The sequence below is a fragment of the Bacillus paramycoides genome (assembly GCF_001884235.1).
Taxonomy (GTDB): Bacteria; Bacillota; Bacilli; order Bacillales; family Bacillaceae_G; genus Bacillus_A; species Bacillus_A paramycoides.
Genome location: NZ_MAOI01000101.1, coordinates 49,772 through 71,227 on the forward strand (window position 1 = coordinate 49,772; position 21,456 = coordinate 71,227).

Sequence of the window (21,456 nt, forward strand, 5' to 3'; positions counted from 1 at the left end):
CTTATTTTAGTAGTTCCTTTATATTCTCTGCATGATACACTTCACAAATATAAAATATACATTTGCAGTTACTTACAATTTGATATTTTCTAGTTGGATATACATTTGCCGCAACAGAACATCCATCAAACAATTCGATAATATTTCCAGATGGTTGATATCCTTCATATAATACGTTTCTTCTTACTTCCATCTTTTCTATAAGCTTTTCAACTGGAATATTTCCACTCTCTAATTCACTCTTTATTGTATCCGGTAAAAACGAAGTGTCCGCAAAAATTAGATTTTCAGATAAAATCTTTCCTTTATAAATAACATTAGATACACGGTATAGAAATGTTCCGTTTTTATCAAAGAAATTCTTTGCTTCTTTCGGAATGTACTGTCTATCAAGTACCTCTTGTTCGAGAACATCAAACTGAACTGTATCATTCAAAAGCTTTTCTAAAGCAAGAATAGATGATGTATCTCCAGAAAATAAAATATTTTTAATTGCTTGTATATTATAAGTTAATTCATTTTTTCTATTTTCCGCTACTAACATGAGGAACACCTCTTCTATAAAATGTTTTATTAAACTTATTTATTATTTAAAAGCGATACCGCGTCTAACTGCTTAATTTCAGTTACTTCTTTACTGAATATTGCAATTGCAGCCATATAATCTACACTTGGCCTTATATCTTCCATCATTGTATTTTTCGCTATCTCTTGCTTATCCTTAAAAACTAACAATTTTGGAGGATCATTTGGAGCTGATACTGTAATATGTACCGGTGGAATCAATAGTCCTTCACCAGTCGCTTTCAGTACGGCTTCTTTTCGAGTCCAATATGTTAAAAATCCTTCTAATCTTTGTTCATCAGGTAATTTCATAACTTGTGCTATTTCAATGTCTGTTAATACGCCCTCTGCCATTTTCATAACATCTACATTTGGATTCATTTGTTCAACATCAACGCCAACAGGTGCAGATTTTGTAAATGCAACGACAACCCACTCACCTGAATGTGAAACTGATAATTGCGGCATACCTTCTGGTAATTGCGGTCTACCATGTTGCAACTTACATACCGGACACATTCGATCAATCGGTACTTGAACTGGCGACATGGAAAGTATCTTTCCGAGTACTAATCTACTAATTACGCACCCTATTATAAAACGTGCACGATCTGCCGAATGAAGATATGAATTTGCTTTCTCTCGCTCTACATCATTTAGTAAATTGTAGTGCCATGATTGTAAATCTGAAATTCTTGCCCACCAAATTTGACAACCATTCTCATTTAGAGTTGGTACAGAATCTACACCTTTACTCTCTATCATGTAAACTCTCTCCTTTTAAATACCAATATCGCTTTATTTTAAAAGAGTATTAGCGTGCTGCAACTCATTTATTTACAACTTCTTTCTCTTCTTGTAATACAGATAACGGCTTTTTATTCTTCTTTGACATTACCTCTTTATCGGAAATACGTAAAGAAAATAGTAATGCTATGAGTAAAAATATTGCTGATCCAATTAATGCCGCTTGATATGGCAAGAAATCTGATTGAGCATTATTCTGTACATTATTACTTCCAAAACCAGATAGTATACTAGCTAAAACAGCAACTCCTATAGCAGATCCTAATCGGTTTTGCACATTGAATATAGTAGTTGCTCTCCCCATAGAAGATGGTGCGATATTGTTAAAAACAGAAAATTGAACTGCACCGACAGACTGACCTAAGAAAATGCCTATGCCAAACAATAATGCCCGTATTTGCCATGGATTCGTATCGTGATTTACAAAACTTAATAAAACAAATATAACCGCGGTACATATTAATCCAATAGAGATTACCTTTCGGGTTCCTAATTTCTTATAAGACCATGGCACAATCTGTGAAGAAATCATTAATCCAATCGCTTCCGGGAATGTCGTAAGACCTGATTCTAGCGCGGAAACTCCTATCACATTTTGATACATAAGTGGAAAAATAAACAACATTCCTAGTAACCCAGCTGATGAAAACAATGAAATAAGACTCATTTTTCTAAAGACCGGTTCTTTTAATAAGCGTAAATCTAACATCGGTTGCTTTACTCTAAGTTCTACAATTATAAACAATGTAATGAATATAGTCCCAGCTATCCCGGTACTCATAATTTCTGGAGAAATCCAACCTTTTGATGGCCCTTGACTAAGTGCATAGATGAGCATCGCAAATCCTGGTGCCGAAAGAACAAAACCGATAGAATCAAAGCGACCAGCTGATTTTTCAACATGCTCTGTTAAAAATAGAAGACCAAATAGTAATGCAACGATACCAAACGGTAGATTAATATAAAATGCCCAGCGCCAAGACATCTGATCTACAAAGAAACCGCCAATAATTGGTCCTATCGCTGGTGCCACAGCAATTGGAAGTACAATAAATCGAGAAATTTTGGGTCTTTCCTCTGGTGAAAATGTTCGAAATAACATCGCCATCCCGACTGGTGTTAAAAGTCCTCCACCAGCACCTTGAATGATACGAAAAATATTTAATGAAGTAATATCATTTGCAATTCCACATAATGCAGATGCAATTGTAAATACAAAAAGAGCAGTTAGAAATACTCTTTTCGTACCAAAGCGATCTCCTAACCAACCGGAAATCGGAAGGAAAATAGCTAAGCTAACTAAATAATCAACATTTACCGTTCCCATTGCAGATGGAGGTACTTGTAGTTCTTTACTTATCGTTTGCAGTGCTACATTCACAATTGTTGCATCCATTGCAGCCATAAACATCGCTGTTATATAAACGATACTTACAACTACTTTTGGATTTATATTTGCTTTCATTATCGTTTTCCTACTAATGTTTTTTCACTAACTTGATTACTTTTTGGACTCAAATCTTTCCAATTAAATTCAACATATTCTAAGCAAACCTGCCTACTAGCTTCTTCATGTACGACATTCCAGCCAATAGGTACATCAAGAAAGACAGGCCAGAGTGAATACTGGCCCTCCTCATTTTTTAATACTTTATATTTGTAATTATCATTTTCAAACGGATTCGTCATACTCTACTTACCCCTTTCTTTTTCTGCAAATATTTCGCTAGCACTTGCCCAATTTCTGTAAGCGGGCCTGGCTGACATAAATCTTTATGTCTACAATTAATGTCATACTGCACGATTTCCCCGTCTAAATAATTTAGCCACGTATTTGGAGAAATAGGATCAAACCAGTCTGGTATAACAGTAGATCTAAAGAATAAAATATCCCCGTTGTAAACTTTCGGTACGTATTTCCCTAACAACCCTACCGAATTCACATATGTTTCTTTCAAGTTCAAAATAGTCTCTTCTTCAAGACTCGCTAACGCACTTCCATCATTACGAAGTATTTCAACCGCACTTTCCATGGTAAGTGGTTTACCATCCATGTTATCTGGATCATATCCACCTAAAGCAAGTAATGCGATTAACGCTTCTTCTTCAGTAGGTGCCTCCGTATTCGGTAAGAAGTGACCAGGATAAGAATCAAGCATAACGAGTAATTCTACTTCTTCCCCTTCATTTTGAAGTTGCGCCGCTATTGCATGAACAACATTTCCTCCAAGCGACCAGCCTAGTAAGCGATATGGTCCGTGAGGCTGTACTTCACGAACGTGTTTCAAATAATCCGCCGCCATCTCCTCTAAGCTTTTTGGAAGTTCTTCATTTTTAGCGATCCCACGTGCTTGTACACCATAGATTGGATAATCTGTTCCTAAAGATTTCATAAGTCCTGCATAACACCAACTTAATCCACCTGCTGGATGTACACAAAATAGTGGTAATTGGTCTCCGCTTGCTCGTAATGGAAGCAACACATCAAGTGCACTTTGACCATTCCCCATTTCAAGTCTTTCAGCAAGCCCTGCAACAGTAGGTGCTGCAAATAAAGTTCCAATATTCAGTTCAACTCCAAGTGCCTCTTTAATGCGACTCATAAGCTGCACTGCAAGAAGTGAATGACCACCAAGATCAAAGAATCCGTCATCAATTCCAATTTGAGGCACACTTAAAACTTCTGTAAACAAGTCACATAACATTTCTTCTTGTGGTGTTCTTGGTCCGCGACTAGAAGACGATGCAATAAATTTTGGAACAGGCAATGCCTTTCTATCTAATTTACCGTTTGGAGTTAAGGGTAACTCATTTACTACCACAAAAGCGTACGGAACCATATAATCTGGCAAACTACCTCCAGTATGCTGACGCATTTCATTCGTATCAATCGTTTCATTATTTGATGCGACGATATAAGAAACTAATCGTTTATCCCCTGGCTGATCTTCCCGTACAATAACAGCTACTTGTTCAACTTGAGGATGTTTCATTATAACCGCTTCTATTTCCCCTAATTCAATTCGGAATCCACGAATTTTAATTTGATGATCTGCACGTCCTATATAATCTAACGTACCATCTTGACGCCAACGTGCTAAGTCTCCTGTTCGATACATTCTTGTACCCGGCTTACCAAATGGATCTGCGATAAAACGTTCAGCCGTTAATCCGAATCTTCCTAAATACCCACGGGCTAGTCCAGCACCTGCAACATACATTTCTCCAACTACCCCTGGTGGCACTGGTTGTAAATAGTTATCTAGTACGTATACTTTAAGATCCGGTATACTGCATCCAATTAAACTATTTGCTCGTAAAGAGACAATAGTTTCATCTAACTCAATATAGCTAACATGTACCGTCGTCTCTGTAATACCGTACATATTAATAAGCTTCGGTGAGTTATGAGGATGACGACTATACCAATCTTCTAATCGACTCAGTTCAAGCGCTTCTCCTCCAAAAACAACATATCGTAAAGATAGTTTTTGACCGATTTCTTCATGTTCGCGATCCGCTTGCATCAATTGATAAAAAGCAGATGGTGTTTGGTTTAAAACAGTGACCTTTTCCTTAACAAGGAGCTGTAAAAATTCTTTCGGCGAACGACTAACAGCGTGCGGTACTACAACAAGGCGTCCCCCGTATAATAAAGGTCCCCAAATTTCCCAAACTGAAAAATCAAAAGCATATGAATGGAACATTGTCCACACATCTTCCGAATCAAATTGGAACCAATGATCTGTTGTCCCTAAAAGTCTTACTACATTTTGATGTGGTATCATAACCCCTTTCGGTCTACCTGTTGAGCCTGACGTATAAATAACATAAGCAATATGTGAAGGAGATAAAGGCTTAATGCGCTCCATTTCATCAATATTGTCTTCACTATATTTCTCTATTTCTCCTATTACTTTCACATCATCAACTAAAATCTTTAGTTCCTCATCACATTCAATTTCCACATCTGAATTTGTTAAAACACATGATGGTTTCGCATCGTGTAGCATAAATGAAATACGATCTGACGGATAATCCGGATCTAACGGAAGGTATCCGGCACCAGCTTTAAGAACAGCTAGTAAGCTCACAACCATATTTAAAGATCTCGGCATCGCTAAAGCAACGAGTTGATCAGGACCGACTCCTTTTGCTATTAACAAACGAGCTATTTTATTCGCTTTTCTATTTAACTCTTTATAAGTTAACTTTTCATTTTCAAAGACGACAGCAATAGAATTTGGACTTACATGAGTTTGCTTTTCAAATAATTGTGGCAATGTCATTTCAGGTACAATTTGAAAACCACCATTCCACTTTTCTAAAACTGTATTTCGCTCTGCTAAAGTTAAAATTTCTAATCTGCCAATTGATTGATCCGGGTGATTCGCTGCGTCATCTAGTAGCAGAATGAATCGTTCTACTAATTTTTGAACCGTTTCACGTTTGTATAAATCAGTACTAAACTCCAACAAACCTTGTAAGCCGTTTGGAATACCATCAACTCCGGTACTCTCACTAATTTCAAATGTTAAATCAAATTTTGCAGAGCCAACGCTTTGAATTTCAAGGGTCGCTTCTAAATCTGGTACATCAAACGTTGCTTCTGGCGTATTTTGGAAAGCTAACATAACTTGAAACAGTGGATGACTATTTCGAGTACGTACTGGATTTAACACTTCAACGAGTCGTTCGAATGGAACATCTTGATTTTCATAAGCTGCAAGGTTTACCTGCTTCACTCTATTCAATAATTCTTTAAAGCTTGGATCTCCTGATGTATTCGTACGTAACACTAATGTATTTACAAATAAACCAACTATATTTGATAGCGCATCATCATTTCTTCCGGCAATTGGACTTCCAATTGGTATATCAGTACCAGCACCTAATCGTGTAAACAGCGCACTAAGTCCTGCTTGCAACACCATAAACAAACTAACTCCATTTTTACGAGCGAGCCCTACTAACCTACTATGCATATCTTCATTTATATGAAAATGAATTGTTTCCCCGCGATAACTCGTTTCAATTGGACGCTGAAAATCTGTAGGTAACTCCATTTGATCTGGCAAACCTTTTAGCTCTTCTTTCCAAAAATCTAATTGTGTTGAAATAAGACTCTCTGGTGTAGTTTCATCACCTAGTAGTTGCTGTTGCCAAAGTGAATAATCTGCGTATTGAACTGGAAGTGTTTCTAGTTGGACACTATCACCTTTACACCTTGCTTTATAAGCTGCTGTAAAATCTCTCGTTAACGGTTGTAATGACCATCCATCTCCAACAATATGATGCAAAAGAATTAGTAATACGTGTTCGTTTTCACTCACTTTAAAAAGTTGTAAACGAACCGCTGGCTCAACATCGAGGTTAAAGCTATATCTTACCGCCTCTGAAAGCACACTTTCTAATTCATCTTTACATGTTTTTGTTATAATCATTTCTAGATTTAAGTTTTCCATCTCTAAAACTTTCTGATATGAACTACCTAATACGTTAGGGAAAATTGTTCTAAGTGTTTCATGTTTCTTCACTACATCATAAAAGGCACCTTGTAAAGCTTCTTCGTTCAATTTTCCAGACATACGAATGACTAACGGAATATTATAAGTAGGACTTGGACCTTCTAAACAATTTAAGAACCATAACCTGCGCTGTGCAAATGAAAGCGGAACTTCACTTGGTCTACTTCCTTTCTTAATAGCTGGTCTTGCATTTTTTGCACGATCCAATTGTCTCGCTAATTCAGCAACAGTTGGTGATTCAAATAGTTTTCCGATTCCTAATTCCACACTTAACGTTTCACGAATTCTTACCATTAAACGAGATGCAAGAAGCGAATGGCCACCCATTTCAAAGAAATTGTCATCAATGCTAATATGCGAAACACCAAGTACCTCTGCAAATAAATCACATAGTATTTCTTCTTTCGGGTTTCGTGCAACTCTCTCATTGTTCATTCCATTAAAATCTGGAGCAGGTAATTTCTTTCTATCAACCTTACCATTTGGTGTTAATGGTAATTCTTCTAGCACAACAAATGCCGATGGCACCATATAATTCGCTAAACTTTCTGAAACATAAGAACGAATTTCTGAAAGACTAATCGTTTCCTTCTCTTCGGCAACGATATACGCAATGATTCGTTTATCATTTGGGCGATCTTCTCGTACCATTACTACCGCTTGTTGAACATTTTCATGTCGTTGTAATACCGTTTCAATTTCAGCTAATTCAATTCGGAAACCACGAATTTTAATTTGATGATCTGCGCGACTCATGTACTCTAACACACCATCGTTACGCCATTTTACAAGATCACCTGTGCGGTACATACGTGCTCCCGGTTTTCCATAAAGATTTGCAACAAACCGTTCAGCCGTTAACTCAGGTTTTCCTAAATATCCGTTCGCAAGCCCTTTCCCTGCAATATATAATTCACCGACAACTTCAGGTGGAACTGGTTGTAACCCTGCATCCAATACATACACTTCTGTATTCCAAATTGGCTTTCCAATAGGAGGTATACCATTTTCGCTTTCATCAATATTCATGAAAGTAGACCAAATAGTCGTCTCAGTTGGTCCATATAAGTTAGTTATAGAGCAACCTAATTCTTTTAATTTATTTGCTAAATGTGCTGGAAAAGCTTCACCACCAACGAGCACGTTTAGTCCTTGTAGCCTCTCTGGATATTCAGTTACTAACGCCTGCCACAACGTCGGTGTAGCTTGCATAATTGTCGCTCTTTCTTCTTGTAAAAGTGTCGTTAACGCAGCAGGTTCTTGGATTACCTCTTTTTGAGCAATTGTTATACTTGCACCACTAATGAGAGGTAAATAAATTTCTAGAGCAGAAATATCAAACGCAAACGTTGTAACTGCTAATAAATGATCGTTTTCATTTAATGAAAACATATCTTGCATAGCTAATAAGAAGTTACTTAAACCTTTCATAGGAACAATTACACCTTTTGGATTTCCTGTTGATCCTGAAGTGTAAATTGTATAAGCTGGGTTTAGAAGTGATCCATCATTCTTAAATGGTATATTCATATGAGAATATGTTTTTAACGCTAGTTTTGTTTCTTCGCTATCGAATACTATTTTTTTAATATCATTTTCTATAACGAAAGCGGATGAAACAGCTGAATGTGTTATGATACAAACTGGTTTTGCATCATTTACTATATAATGAATTCGCTCGACTGGGTATTCTGGATCTATTGGTAAATATGCTGCACCAGCCTTTAGAACAGCTAGCATACTAACTACCATTTCTATTGATCTTGGAAATACTAAAGCTACAAACTGATTTGGTCGTATTCCTTCTGCTACTAAATAGTGTGCTAGTTCATTCGCTCTTTCATTTAGCTCTTTATACGTAAGTTTTATTCCGTTACAAGTAGCCGCTATTTTATTTGGATTTTTTTGTACTTGTTTTTCAAATAATATAGGTACAGTGAGTAGCTCTTCAGTTTTCTTTGTTTCATTCCATTCCAATAAAATTTTATGACTTTCTTCAGAAAGAGTAATGTTTATTTTTCCAATCGACTCGTCTTTTTGATAATTATTTATCACTAATTCTAATAAATTCATAAATCTTTCTTTATGCAATGCTAGTTCCGTGACACTATATACTTCCGGATTCGCATCAAAATGAATCATTAACTCATTTTCATCGAAGCGTTTATATACATTTATCGATAAATCATCGACAGGTCCTGCTGATAAGTTATGTGTAACACCACGATTTCCAGCAAAGTTAAGCCCGTAATCAAAAGGCATAACATTCACTAACGGCCCAAACAACCTTTGATTTTCACCTAGTAACTTTAAGTCTCTTCTTAATTCCTCATGACGATATTTATGATGACGACGTACGTCTCGAATTTCTTTAGATACTTGCTGTATTAATTCCGCAAGAGTTATATTTGGAGTTACAGTGAGACAAAGTGGAACTAAATTCATTACCATACTTGGAGTGTGAATGGATACAGAACCTAGACGCCCCATCATCGGTAAACCTAAAACAATATCAGTGGAACCTGTTAATTTATGCATATAAATACTTGTTACAGCGACAACAAATTCCGGCCAGCTCGTTAACGAAATATTTATATCTTCTAGTAAAGTTTTCGTACTGGAACTAGATAAATAAGCCGTTTCTCGTAAAAATCCATTTGAAGTTCTCGGTGCTCGTTCTGCCAAACTTACGACTTCCGGTTCATCTGCAAACTTTTCTAGCCAAAAAGTACGATCTTCCTGAAACTGTTTAGACCCTCGATACTCATTATCTTCTTCTACAATTTTCGTTAGAGAACCATATGGCTTTTCATTCTCTTGTCTATCATCTATAAGTGATGTATATACTTTGGCTACCTTTTGGCTAAGAAGTGAAAAGCCATAGCCATCCATCACAATGTGATGGATGCGCTGATACCAAAAGAAACGATGATTTTCAATTTGAATAAGTGCTTCAGTATATAATTTATCTTCTGTTAAATCCACGGGCATAGATAAATCATTTTTCATCCATACCTTAGCAGCTTCTTCAGGATTTTTTTCTTTACGAACGTCAATAAAATGCATATGAAACTTTGACGATCCCTCAATAACTTGCCATGGGCCGATTTCATCCTCTTCGAAACGAACATGAAGTGCTTCTGCTTCCGTTACAACTTTACGTACAGCTAATTCGAAAATTTCTTGATTAATCGTTCCGTTTATTTCTACATATTCCCCAGTATTATAAATCGGATTAAGTGGATCTAATTGCTGCGCAAACCACATACCAGACTGCGCAGATGATAACGAATGACGAATCTTTTGACTGTTAGGCATTCTTTACTACCCCTTTATTATGTAATCTGTTTGTTACAGCACCTGTTCTGTTTGTAAAGATAATAAGCGGTACCAATCGGCAACAGTTGGACGTTCTGCTAAATCTGCAAAAGTGATTTCCTTCCCTTCGCGACGCCACTTCTCTACTAAACTCATAATTCTGACCGAATCAAGTCCTCTATTTAATAAATCTTCATCAACCTCAATACTCTCTACTGGCTCACGGAGTAATTGTGCAACTAGTTCATGCACTTCCTGTAAAGTGATTCCTTCACTCTCATCACCTTTTATACTTTGTAAATCTTTTAACAGTAAGTTTGTTGCAGTCGTTACTGCACATCTATCAGATGCATACTGCAATGCTTGTTTATGATGCTCAAGTGAAAAATCAGCTACCGCATCTGCTACAAAGAATGGCTGAATACCATCCATAAACGCTTCACAAGCTGTTAAAAGGCAGCCAATATGCGCATAAATACCGCAAATGATAAGTTGATCTCGTCCTTGTTCATTTAAAATTTCTAATAGATTTGTCTTTTTAAATGCACTATATCTCCATTTTGTTAGGAATATATCATTTTCATCAGGAGTAAGTTCATCAACAATTTTCTTTTTATCTGGTCCAGCAGGGATACCGTCACCCCAAAAATCTTGTAATAACCCCCGCTGCTCTAACGTTTGTCCACCAGGTTGTGCTGTATAAACAACTGGTATACCAAGTTCCTTACATCTTTCTCTTATCACCTTAATATTTAAAATCAGTTCTACTTTTGGCGATTCTTTATCACTATACGCATCAAGAAAATACTCTTGCATGTCATGGATTAAAAGAACGGCACGTTTCGGATCTGGTGTCCAATTCACTTTATTTTTTGGTAGTTCTGATTCAACGGGCATTTTGTATACTGAAATAGATGGGATAGCCATCTAATCACTTCCTTCCGATTTTTATTATTGTTTTACTGTTCTAAGTTTTTCAGCAATGACTTTACGTAATTCTTTTTTACTTACTTTTCCAACACCTGTTTGCGGGAATGATTCAATAAATTCAATTCGATCTGGAATCTTATAAGCTGCTATACCTCGTTCTCTTAAAAATATTTTTAATTCACTTACAGTTGGGGCTTGTCCACGAGCTATGACAAAAGCGCAAGTACGTTCACCTAAATAATCATCAGGCATAGATACAATTGCTACATCATGGACTGAATCATGTGCTAATAGATGATTTTCAACTTCTTCCGCAGCAACCTTCTCACCGCCACGGTTAATTTGATCTTTATCTCTTCCTTCTACAATGATGTAACCTTGTTCATTGACTTTTACAAGATCACCTGTGCGATAAAAGCCATCCTTTGTAAATGATCGTGCATTATGCTCCTCCGCTTTATAATAACTACGAATTGTATATGGCCCTCGTGTTAATAAACTACCTACTTTCCCAGGTTTTACATCGTTATCATATTCATCAACAACTCGGACTTCATCGAATGTAGACATCGGTCTACCTTGTGTATGAATAATGACTTCTTCTGGATCATCTAATCTTGTGTAATTTACTAATCCTTCCGCCATACCAAATACTTGTTGTAACGTACATCCGAATGTAGGGCGTATACGCTTTGCAACTTCAGCGCTAAATTTCGCTCCACCTACTTGAAGTACTTGTAGACTCGATAAATCGTTAGTACGCGAATCTACTGCATCAAGCCAAATCATTGCTAATGGTGGAACGAGAGCTGTAATCGTAACTTTTTCTTTTTCTATAAGCGCAAACGCCTCATCTGGGCTACCTCCATTTGCCAACACTACTTTTCCACCAGCATAGAAAGTTCCAAATGTTCCTGGAGAACTCATCGGGTAATTGTGTGCTACTGGAAGAACTGCCATATAGACGCTTTCTGCATTCAAATTACAAATTTCAGCGCTAACACGTAAACTATAAATATAGTCATCATGTGTTCTAGGAATTAATTTAGAAAGTCCTGTTGTCCCTCCTGATAATTGGAGAAACGCAACATCACTTGGCTGAACTTCTGATAATGGAACCGGATCCATATAAAGATTACTTATGTTCACAAATTCTTCTTCTTCCCCTACTACGATTACATGTTGTAAAGTAGGAATTTTCTCTTTCACTTCTCTTGCTAGTTTTCGGTAATCAAAGCCAAGTGCCTTATCTGAAATGACATAAGCGCTCGCCTCACCAAACTCGCAAAAATAACTAATTTCACTACTGCGATGTGAAGGCAATGCAAAAACGGGAAGTGCTCCAATTCGAAATAGCGCGAAACATACTTCAAAAAACTCTATAATATTAGGTAACTGAAGAACAACTCGGTCCTCTTGCTTTATTCCTAAATTCAGTAAACCAGCAGCCAAACGATCTACCTTTTTATCAAGTTCACTATACGTTATATGTGAATTACCACTTACAATCGCAATTTGATCTCCATGTTTTTCAGCGCGTTCTCTTAACATCGCACCAAACGTCTCTCCAAGCCAACATCCTTCTTCTCGATAACGACCTGCCAATTCTTTTGGCCATTCCGTATAACCTGCTAACATTCATTCTTCCCCCTACTTGTCATTCAATGAACTATCACTTAACCCTAAAGCTTTCAGCATTGTTTGAAATTTAGCTGACGTTTCTGCTAGCTCATCTTCTGGCTTTGATTCAGCAACAACTCCAGCGCCTGCATATAATCGAAGTGTATTTTCTTGCACTTCAGCACAGCGAATTGTAACAATCCATTCGCCGTCTCCATTTAGATCGCTCCATCCTAGCATTCCTGTAAAGAATTCACGATCAAATGGCTCAATTTTTCCGATAGCCTCTCTCGCTTTTTCCATTGGAGTTCCGCAAACTGCTGGCGTTGGATGAAGGGCAATTGCTAATTCTAAAGAAGACGTATTTGGATCCTTAAGTTCACCTTTCACTTCTGTAGATAAGTGCCACATCGCTTCACTATGAATGACAGATGGTTTTTCTGGAACGTGTAATGTATGACAATACGGACGAAGTGCAGCGGCAACCGCTTCAACTACTACCGCATGTTCATGTAAATCTTTTAGAGAAGAAAGTAATTCTTCCGCTCTTCTTTTATCTTCCACTGGGTCTCCACTTCGAGGTCTTGAGCCAGCCAACGGATTAGAAATTACTTGCATACCATTACGTGAAACAAGCAATTCAGGACTTGCTCCAATTAACGTCTTACTGTTCCCGTTTTCATCTTTCGGCAAATTAACAGCAAATGTATATCCGTGCTTATTATGTTCTCCTAATTCACGAAGTAGTTTTTGTTTATCAATTTTCTCTGTAGATTTAACATCCAACGATCTAGATAGAACGATTTTCTTTAAATCTCCGTCTTGTATTTTTTCAATCCCTTGCTTCACACCATTCATATAAACTTCAGAATCTGGGACTGGTGTCATTTCAAATGCCAGTTTCTCATTTCGTTTTATCTCATTTGTTTTCTCTAACTGTAAACGCTCAGTAATTCTACTATGATCTGGTACAATAAGTTGAACTTCTTTCCTGCGATCAAATGGTAAAGCACCTACAACGATAGGATTTGGATTTCCAGCTTGTTTTGCATTACTTAATACCGCCTTTACAAGCTCTGGAAAGCTTTCGATTTCACTATGTTTTACTGTAGTAAACTCTCCTTCTGTCAATATCGTTCGATTTGGTGAAGCGAAAAAGAATGAAGATTCAGTCTTGTAATCTTCTAAAAGTTTTTCTGAAAGTTCCTTTACGGCTGTAAGTTCATTCATAATATATTAACCTCCTGAATTTTTTATTAAACTCCTAATGTAGCTCCGCCATCGACACATAAATTGTGCATTGTAATATGACTTGCTTTATTTGAAGCTAAAAACAATACTGCTTCAGCAATTTCTGAAGGTTGTGCAATTTTTTGTAATGGAATTCCGAGTCTATATGTATTTTGAGAACCAGCAATTATATTTTTAGCTCCATTCTCATCAGCCCATAGTAATCGTTGCATTTCAGTTTCAGTAGAACCAGGAGAAACTAAGTTACAGCGAATATTGTATGCTGCAAGTTCTAATCCTAAACATTTCATAAACATCGTCGTTGCAGCTTTTGATGCAGCATACGCAGCCATCTCCATTCTCGGAGTATTTGCCGCATTTGAACCAACTGTAACAATTACCCCCGACTTTCTTAACATCATATGTTTACTTACTGCTCGAGACATATAGAAAACTCCAGTAGTATTTACAGAGAATGTTTTATTCCAATCTTCGTCACTAAAAGAGTGAATCGCTCCCATACGTAAAACCCCTGCAACATTTACTAATATATCTATTGGTGCTATATCATTTTCAATACGGTTTACTCCCTCTTCAACAGCGGCACTATCACTCACATCTAAATAACACGTCTTAATACGTGTTTCATTTGATGCATAATGATTTAAGTACTTTTTAAGCCCTTCTGCATTTTGATCAACCGCAATAACTGTAGCTCCTCTTTCTAAAAACATTTTTGCTACAGCCATACCTATACCTTGGGCTGCGCCAGTTACTAAAACGGTTTTCCCATCAAATTCCCCTAAGTTCATTTCCTCTATCCTTTCATATAAAAATTGATCTAATTAAGAAACATAATCGATAACGATTTTCATTATCAATTACGTTGTAAAAAATAATACACTTACTAAACTAATTGGTCAAGTGTACTTTTCATCAAAATCAAATTCATTGATAATAATTTTCATTTACTGTTCTTACATTGAAATGATAATGTTTCTCAATAAACTTGTCAATCTTTTTTTATTTTTCAGATAAAGTGTTTTTACATTTTTATATAAGATTACATTTATAAGCATTAAAATGTACTTTAATTAAAAATTCAATTCATAATTCCTTCTCATCTTTTTGGAAATTCAAAAAGAAAAACTGTATATCTCTTCATCTATAATACATTATCGAAATTTAAGTTTTCTTTTCTCAATATTTTTCTGAAAATATCTCATTTTACATCTTGCATTTCTCGATGAATGTCATGTGTATAATCTAAGATTTAGTAAGAGGTTCATACATTATGCATCACTTTATAATATTCCAATATAATCCAATTAAATATTTCACTCGCTTTTTGTATCAGGAAAATTCCGAGGATTATTAAGCCTGGGTAGGGAAAAATAATTTATAAAATAGTTCATAAAGAAAAAAGGAAAGTGGTTTGGCATCCACTTCCCTTTCGTAATTTTATTATGTATCGTAAAAAAGTACCCTATTAAATTTAAACATATATAACAACTAAACACTGAAATTAAGAGCCTATATCTTCAATTACCAAGTAATTATCGATACAGGCTCTTTTGTTTACAAATAATGAATTTGTTTCATTTGTCAGTGTAAAAATAAAAGCTTTGCTACACTTACTTATGTAACAAAGCTTGTCATTTCTCTCTCTTCAATGGCATTTTCTTTTTTTATTACTAAATTTTTTATCTTTCCAGCTAATAACACACTTCCCACCATTAAAATTACAGTCCCCCAATATAAAAAAGAATTATTTAAAAAATACACTTTTAAAAAAGGTTCATGCATTATCATTTTAGCGGAAGTCCATGCTATTACACCGCCCCCAATGTAAATAATAACAGGGAAACGATCAACAAATTTAATAAATAAACTGCTCCCTAAAATTACAATAGAAATACTAATTACTAATCCTAAAAGCACTAATAGAAAGTTACCATGTGAAGCAGCTGCTACTGCTAATACATTATCAAGATTTATTAAAATATCTGCCATGATAATGGCTCGAATTGCTGTCCATAAACATTTTTGGGATTAACATTATTTTCTTTTGGATTTTCTGTTAATGCTACAAATTTAAAAGCAATCCAAAGTACTAGTATCCCTCCAATTAACAAAAGACCTGGAATTTTTAATAACCAAACAGCAACTAAAGTAGCAAGTGTACGAATAATAATCGCTCCAACTGTTCCCAAAAAAATTGCTTTTTTCTGTTGTTTTTTTGGGGAATTTCTTGCAATTAAACCCATTACAATAGCATTATCACCAGCAATTACTAAATCAATGATGACAATTGATAATAAAGCTGAAAAAAAAACGCCAATGTATTCACCTCAATTTGTACTTAAAGCAAATTGTGTACAGCGATTAATAATAATATAAACCCACTTAATGCTGTGCTAAATTGTCCTAATGTCCAAGATCCAATTTTCACATTTGCAACCTTTTTTCCTAATTTAACTCCTAACCAAACAGTTAAAAAACTGAATATGGCTGCTGATAATGAAATAGCGAATGGAGATAATTTTAATAACCCTGCACCTAATCCATTCGTTAAAGCATTCATAGATATAGCAATACCAAGAACAATAGCCTCAAAAAAATTAATATTTCCTGATTTATCGAGATCGGCTTTTTCAGGAGATTTTAAATATCCCGTGATAACATTCGAAACAGATTCCTCTTCATCAAGCACTTCTTGATGAACTTTCTTTTTTCTTGGAATTGTCATTAAAATAATTCGTAAACCAATTACAAACAAAAACAATGTACCAATAACATCAGATAATGTACCAGGAAAAACTTTTGAAATATATTGTCCAAATAAAATACCCATTTCACTAAAAACAAAAGCGATAATCGCAATTATAAAATTAGCTAAAAAACCTATACGAATATTACGAATACCATAAGATATCCCTACTCCAAAATTATCTATACTAGAGGATAATGAAAGTAACAAAATCGTAATTAAAGCTGTTATGGTCATAATTGTCATACTCCTTTTTATAAGAAATAGCAAGTTATTTTCTGGGTTATTGTATGATATATCAAAAAAAGTGTTCCTACTAAAGATAGGCACTCTTATGAGTGTCTTTTCTTTTTTAAAAGGACCTGCCCATATAGTTTTTAAAAACATAAAGTAATGTGAAACTGCAAAAAACATGTGTATCCCAATGTTTTCCCCTCCTGTTTAAAGGAGGAACCATTATGGGCTTTGGTGGTAGTTGTGGTTTTGCTGGAGGCTTCGCTTTACTCGTTGCCCTCTTTATGGAAGAATGTATATTCCACAGGAATCGAAGCACATGGCGTAAATCCTAATGCTATTAAAGCTATGAAAGAAGTAAATATCGACATAACAAAGCAAACATCAGATATTATTGATCCAAACATTTTAATGTAGGTTTGAAACAAAGTTTGATTAAAAACACCCCTCAAATCGGTATTGTACGATAAATAAAAAGAATCCATTTTGAAAAAAGATTGATCAAAATGGATTCTTATCTGGCATATTTAAGGTTAGTTTTTATAAAAAAGTTTGATCAAAATCCACCTAAATTTCCTTGCTTGAAGGGATAAAGTATCACATCTTTTTTTATAAACGGTACGACTTTATTTCAAATCCACATCATAAACGCTTAATTTATAATAAACAAGAAGAATCCACTAAAAGTAATACGCATAATATTCAGACACTATTACGAGTTATCTATTATTGCTATGTATCTTTAATTTAAATTTAAAGATAAAAAAAGATAGTAAGGATAATCAATCCTTACTATCTTTACTCTTGGTATTTATATATCTTTAAATTTAATAGGTTACTTTTTAGTTATAGTAGTGTAATAGAAGATTTAAATACTTATGCTACGCTGCGATATTCTTCTTTTTCTTTTTTCTCATTTGGTGCTTGAATTAAAATTGCGATAATAAATGACACGACACATAATACGCCAATCACCATGAAAGTTGGTTTGAATCCACCTAGAATTGCACCGATAAAGGAACCTGCAAGCGCTCCAAAGCCGAATCCTTGATACACAATTCCGTAGTTTTTACTATGATTTTTCATGCCGAAGAAATCACCAACAATAGCTGGGAAAATAGTGATATTTCCACCAAAGCAAAACGCTACACTTGCTACACAGACGAAGTAGATACCATAATTTAAATCTAAGAAACTTAGGACCAAGACTGAAGTCGCCATAGCAACAAAAGTACCAGTAACGATTTTTAAACGGCCGATTTTATCTGATAACGGTCCCAGAATAATACGACCTAATGTATTGAAGATTGCAACCATAGCCACCGCATTAGCTGCTGTTGTTGCACTAAGCCCTACAAGTTGAACACCGATGTCTTTTACCATGCCAATTAAGTATAAGCCACTCATACATGATGTAAATAACATAATAAATAATAAGTATACTTCTTTTGTACCTAGCATTTCTTTCGTTGTATATTCCTGCGTTTTTGTTTCATGAACTGCCCGTTGATCAGCAGCTTGATGGATTAAACAAGCGCCAATCACAATCATAGCTGTAACAATTAAGCCCCAGTATATAAACGCTTGTGATACACCAACTGATTCAATCAACTGTGCGTTAATGTATTTAAAGATTAGGCTACCCGACCCATATGCAGAGACAGAAATACCAGCGATTAAACCTTTACGCTCTGGAAACCACTTTATTAAATTCGATAGTGAAGTGATATATGCTGTACCATCTGCATAACCTACGACAACTCCCGCTAGTACATAAAGCAATATTAATGAGGAAGCTTGTGAACTAAGTATTAATCCTAGTCCTAATGCTAGTCCAGCTATCATAATGAGTTTACGAAGTCCCCATTTTTCTTGCAATTTACTCGCAAACAAAGTTGAAAATGCTAAAGAAAGGCTAGTAATTGAGAAGGTTATAGCAACAGCGTTAAGACTCCAACCGTATTTACTCACTAAAGGCTGATTGAATAAACTCCATGTATATATCGTTCCAAGTCCCATTTGTACTATAACTGTGCCGAGGACAACAAGCCATGGATTAACAGATGATTTTTTCATACCATCCCTCCTCCTTTTTTTATTTCAATGCTATTCGCTAAATATGCTTTTTTTGTGTTCATTTTCGCCACCTCTTTCGATTTAACAACTTTATTGTATAGGATGTTCCAGTGTATGTAAGCACTTACAAGATAGGGCGTCAAATATATGGAATCAGTTACAGAAAACGAAGGATGAAATACAAAAAACTGCTTGTTAAATGCGTAACAACTTTTTGTATTGTTTTGCATAAGGGCGACTTACAGGTATTTTTAAAACGCCTTTCATAAAAAGTTATGTGTAGAGTTACCCCATGGTTGGACTTCAGAATTTTGATTACTATGTACAAACAAAAAAACACCCTAATTAATATATAACTTACTCTCGAAGTTACAGGGGGTTTAAACGAACACAAAAAACCATTACATTAAAAATGTAATGGTCACAATCCTGTAATGTTCTCTTTAGTCTCGAACTAAATTTTCATCTTTAATCAGTTCATCAAAAATATTACTTTCAAAATTCCCGCCTATATAGGCATCTGTTTAAAAACCGTCTAAAACATCAGAGCAGAAATTAAATCAGTCTCAGCCTTTGTAAATGAACGTACTATTTGAAATATTGTTTTATAATCTTTCTCAATATCCACTATAGGATTTTCCGAATTTTGGATAGCTAATTCTGAAAATTTTTTCTCTGCATATAATAAACTTAAATTACATTTAACTTTTATTATTAGTTGTTCTTCTTTAAAGGTTGTAAATGTCTTCATCGCCGATACTAAATATTCTTCTGCAAGCTCATATTGTCCTAATGCTATACAACACATTCCTAAAGGATTTTTACACGCTGCAGTTTTAACTTCATACCCTAAACTCTCACAAAAAAATCTTGCGCTTTCAAAGCATTAGAAATCGCTAAAATCGGTTGAGATAAACAATAATGAAATAACGCCACTCGATAATTAAATTCAGCCTTCTTGATCTTCTTCTATATTATTAATTTTACTGTCTATTTCTTTTTTTAACTCTTCAGCTCTACTTACATGTTGCAGCCGTATTTCTTGAAACCGGTCATTTAATAGTCTTATAATCTGGCTTTTCATTACAATACTTGTACTCAAATCCCCCTCTCTTTGTTCTACATATTAATACAATTATTAACAGAGAATAAAGCGTATTTCCACTTTCACTTTTTTTATTTTTCTAGCAAAATATTCGGAATTACCGCGGCGGATTTTTACAATTTTCTACACATAAATAGAAAATTTACAATTTATTATCATACTGTTACTCTATTATTTTTTATTAAATAACAAATTTTTTATTGATAAACAAAACTAAATATTCACTAATATAACTATACGTGGTTTAATATATATAATAAACAAATATTTCTGTCTTTTATGAGGAGGTACTATGAAAGCAAACGTAGGGGATACTATACTTTTTCAACGAAATAACTTAAAAATTACTGGATCTGTATTAAAACTGTACACTGAATCGGTCTTAGTTGAAATTACAGATGTAAATGGTGGTACTTTTGAATTTGATCGAACTATTGTGAATCATAAAAACTATAAAATCTTAAATACAAACAAATAATGAAATACAAAATAGTCCCTCTGTTATACAGCAGAGGGACTATTTTGTACAGAAAAAATTCCATTAGTTTATGTATCCTAATACACTAACAATCTTACTTGCTTTTAAATTATTAATGTAATAATAAATTTCTAATCCTCTTCTCTCTGCTTTTAGCACTTTACCTTTCATTTTTGATAAATGCTGCGAAACAGTCGATTGCGGAATATTTAATATCTCCGTTAATTGCGATACATTACAAGTTTTACGGGTACTTAATTCATTTACAATTTGTAAACGTATTGGATGCGCCATAATTTTCAAAATATCTACATCTTCTTCAGTAACTAAAGTTTTTTTTATCTCGCTCGTATATGTTGTCATAAGACATTCCCCTTTTATATTGATTCCTTTTTATTAAGATCCATCTCTAAAGAAAGATACACTCCTGATTATGCAACCAAAACCCTTATATAGGAATAATAGGATTTTAATTCTTTAAAAATAGAAATGCTATATTCATTTTATTTATTTGGTACATATACATATTACAATTTCAATTTGTGGTGTATGTGAAGTTGGCATAAATTTATGGTGAAGATTGTTCAAATAACTTAGAATCCAATATAGTTTAAAGGGACATTTTATATTTCTCTATAATTAATTCATAACAATATTAAGTTTTATAGAAAGGAGGATGGAAAATACCAAATTTAGTATGCTTTAAAATTGTAAATGCCCAATATTTCTTATTTGTCGAAGGTATTCAAATTCCAGTACCCATCCCTGCTACTGTTGCAGGTCTTTTAATTGGTTT

14 protein-coding genes and 3 pseudogenes are annotated in these 21,456 nt (G+C 34.8%); 3 read left to right on the forward strand and 14 right to left on the reverse strand.

What is annotated here, in order from left to right:
* Position 1: 1 nt before the first annotated feature.
* The 11 genes and pseudogenes from BAU28_RS21255 to ytaF all read right to left on the reverse strand — a co-directional run bounded on the left by BAU28_RS21255 (position 2) and on the right by ytaF (position 17,004).
* Positions 2–544, reverse strand: a complete 543-nt coding sequence (locus BAU28_RS21255; RefSeq protein ID WP_071719881.1) for a cold-shock protein — start codon at positions 542–544, stop codon at positions 2–4.
* A 35-nt stretch (positions 545–579) separates the two neighbouring features.
* The gene (gene sfp, locus BAU28_RS21260) at positions 580–1,329 is read right to left on the reverse strand and encodes a 4'-phosphopantetheinyl transferase Sfp (RefSeq protein ID WP_071719882.1); all 750 of its coding nucleotides are present in this window, start codon (positions 1,327–1,329) and stop codon (positions 580–582) included.
* Between the two features lie 64 nt (positions 1,330–1,393).
* On the reverse strand, positions 1,394–2,836 hold the full coding sequence (locus tag BAU28_RS21265) for an MDR family MFS transporter (protein WP_071719883.1): 1,443 nt from the start codon (positions 2,834–2,836) through the stop codon (positions 1,394–1,396).
* Positions 2,836–3,060 (reverse strand): MbtH family protein, encoded by a 225-nt coding sequence (locus BAU28_RS21270; protein ID WP_002171891.1) that lies wholly within the window; start codon positions 3,058–3,060, stop codon positions 2,836–2,838. Before BAU28_RS21270 ends, BAU28_RS21265 begins: the two co-directional genes overlap by 1 nt.
* A complete protein-coding gene (locus BAU28_RS21275) occupies positions 3,057–10,217 on the reverse strand; it encodes an amino acid adenylation domain-containing protein (RefSeq protein WP_071719884.1) in 7,161 nt (2,386 codons plus the stop codon). Before BAU28_RS21275 ends, BAU28_RS21270 begins: the two co-directional genes overlap by 4 nt.
* A 33-nt stretch (positions 10,218–10,250) precedes the next feature.
* The gene (locus tag BAU28_RS21280; RefSeq protein WP_071719885.1) at positions 10,251–11,144 is read right to left on the reverse strand and encodes an isochorismatase family protein; all 894 of its coding nucleotides are present in this window, start codon (positions 11,142–11,144) and stop codon (positions 10,251–10,253) included.
* 24 nt (positions 11,145–11,168) lie between these two features.
* Positions 11,169–12,785, reverse strand: coding sequence for a (2,3-dihydroxybenzoyl)adenylate synthase (locus BAU28_RS21285; protein ID WP_071719886.1), 1,617 nt, complete (start codon positions 12,783–12,785; stop codon positions 11,169–11,171).
* A gap of 12 nt (positions 12,786–12,797) precedes the next feature.
* Positions 12,798–13,997, reverse strand: a complete 1,200-nt coding sequence (gene dhbC, locus BAU28_RS21290; protein ID WP_071719887.1) for an isochorismate synthase DhbC — start codon at positions 13,995–13,997, stop codon at positions 12,798–12,800.
* Positions 13,998–14,023: 26 nt separating this feature from the next.
* Positions 14,024–14,809 (reverse strand): 2,3-dihydro-2,3-dihydroxybenzoate dehydrogenase, encoded by a 786-nt coding sequence (locus BAU28_RS21295; RefSeq protein WP_071719888.1) that lies wholly within the window; start codon positions 14,807–14,809, stop codon positions 14,024–14,026.
* An 826-nt stretch (positions 14,810–15,635) separates the two neighbouring features.
* A pseudogene (locus BAU28_RS21300) lies at positions 15,636–16,339 on the reverse strand (YjbE family putative metal transport protein).
* A gap of 20 nt (positions 16,340–16,359) precedes the next feature.
* Positions 16,360–17,004, reverse strand: coding sequence for a sporulation membrane protein YtaF (gene ytaF, locus BAU28_RS21305; protein WP_002171883.1), 645 nt, complete (start codon positions 17,002–17,004; stop codon positions 16,360–16,362).
* Positions 17,005–17,225: 221 nt separating this feature from the next.
* Here ytaF and BAU28_RS31080 point away from each other — a divergent pair.
* Positions 17,226–17,288 (forward strand): annotated as a pseudogene (locus BAU28_RS31080) (YjcZ family sporulation protein); the annotation flags it as partial.
* A 7-nt stretch (positions 17,289–17,295) separates the two neighbouring features.
* Positions 17,296–17,412 (forward strand): annotated as a pseudogene (locus BAU28_RS30530) (arsenate reductase); the annotation flags it as partial.
* Between the two features lie 465 nt (positions 17,413–17,877).
* On the opposite strand, the gene BAU28_RS21315 reads toward BAU28_RS30530, so the two are convergent.
* Together BAU28_RS21315 and BAU28_RS30535 are read right to left on the reverse strand one after the other, a co-directional pair.
* Positions 17,878–19,077: an L-lactate MFS transporter gene (locus BAU28_RS21315; RefSeq protein WP_071719889.1), complete on the reverse strand. Its 1,200-nt coding sequence runs from the start codon at positions 19,075–19,077 to the stop codon at positions 17,878–17,880.
* A 949-nt stretch (positions 19,078–20,026) separates the two neighbouring features.
* Positions 20,027–20,161, reverse strand: a complete 135-nt coding sequence (locus BAU28_RS30535) for a response regulator aspartate phosphatase (RefSeq protein ID WP_244158168.1) — start codon at positions 20,159–20,161, stop codon at positions 20,027–20,029.
* A 313-nt stretch (positions 20,162–20,474) separates the two neighbouring features.
* Here BAU28_RS30535 and BAU28_RS21330 point away from each other — a divergent pair, with 313 nt between their 5' ends.
* Positions 20,475–20,660, forward strand: coding sequence for a YkvS family protein (locus BAU28_RS21330; protein WP_002148107.1), 186 nt, complete (start codon positions 20,475–20,477; stop codon positions 20,658–20,660).
* Positions 20,661–20,723: 63 nt separating this feature from the next.
* Here BAU28_RS21330 and BAU28_RS21335 read toward each other — a convergent pair whose 3' ends face one another.
* On the reverse strand, positions 20,724–21,023 hold the full coding sequence (locus tag BAU28_RS21335; protein ID WP_071719892.1) for an ArsR/SmtB family transcription factor: 300 nt from the start codon (positions 21,021–21,023) through the stop codon (positions 20,724–20,726).
* Between the last annotated feature and the right edge of the window lie 433 nt (positions 21,024–21,456).

Excerpts from the sequence above, each read along its gene's own strand:
- BAU28_RS21255 (WP_071719881.1), bottom strand. The coding sequence starts at position 544 with ATGTTAGTAGCGGAAAATAGAAAAAATGAATTAACTTATAATATACAA.
- sfp (WP_071719882.1), bottom strand. The coding sequence starts at position 1,329 with ATGATAGAGAGTAAAGGTGTAGATTCTGTACCAACTCTAAATGAGAAT.
- BAU28_RS21265 (WP_071719883.1), bottom strand. The coding sequence starts at position 2,836 with ATGAAAGCAAATATAAATCCAAAAGTAGTTGTAAGTATCGTTTATATA.
- BAU28_RS21270 (WP_002171891.1), bottom strand. The coding sequence starts at position 3,060 with ATGACGAATCCGTTTGAAAATGATAATTACAAATATAAAGTATTAAAA.
- BAU28_RS21275 (WP_071719884.1), bottom strand. The coding sequence starts at position 10,217 with ATGCCTAACAGTCAAAAGATTCGTCATTCGTTATCATCTGCGCAGTCT.
- BAU28_RS21280 (WP_071719885.1), bottom strand. The coding sequence starts at position 11,144 with ATGGCTATCCCATCTATTTCAGTATACAAAATGCCCGTTGAATCAGAA.
- BAU28_RS21285 (WP_071719886.1), bottom strand. The coding sequence starts at position 12,785 with ATGTTAGCAGGTTATACGGAATGGCCAAAAGAATTGGCAGGTCGTTAT.
- dhbC (WP_071719887.1), bottom strand. The coding sequence starts at position 13,997 with ATGAATGAACTTACAGCCGTAAAGGAACTTTCAGAAAAACTTTTAGAA.
- BAU28_RS21295 (WP_071719888.1), bottom strand. The coding sequence starts at position 14,809 with ATGAACTTAGGGGAATTTGATGGGAAAACCGTTTTAGTAACTGGCGCA.
- ytaF (WP_002171883.1), bottom strand. The coding sequence starts at position 17,004 with ATGACCATAACAGCTTTAATTACGATTTTGTTACTTTCATTATCCTCT.
- BAU28_RS21315 (WP_071719889.1), bottom strand. The coding sequence starts at position 19,077 with ATGAAAAAATCATCTGTTAATCCATGGCTTGTTGTCCTCGGCACAGTT.
- BAU28_RS30535 (WP_244158168.1), bottom strand. The coding sequence starts at position 20,161 with ATGAAAAGCCAGATTATAAGACTATTAAATGACCGGTTTCAAGAAATA.
- BAU28_RS21330 (WP_002148107.1), top strand. The coding sequence starts at position 20,475 with ATGAAAGCAAACGTAGGGGATACTATACTTTTTCAACGAAATAACTTA.
- BAU28_RS21335 (WP_071719892.1), bottom strand. The coding sequence starts at position 21,023 with ATGACAACATATACGAGCGAGATAAAAAAAACTTTAGTTACTGAAGAA.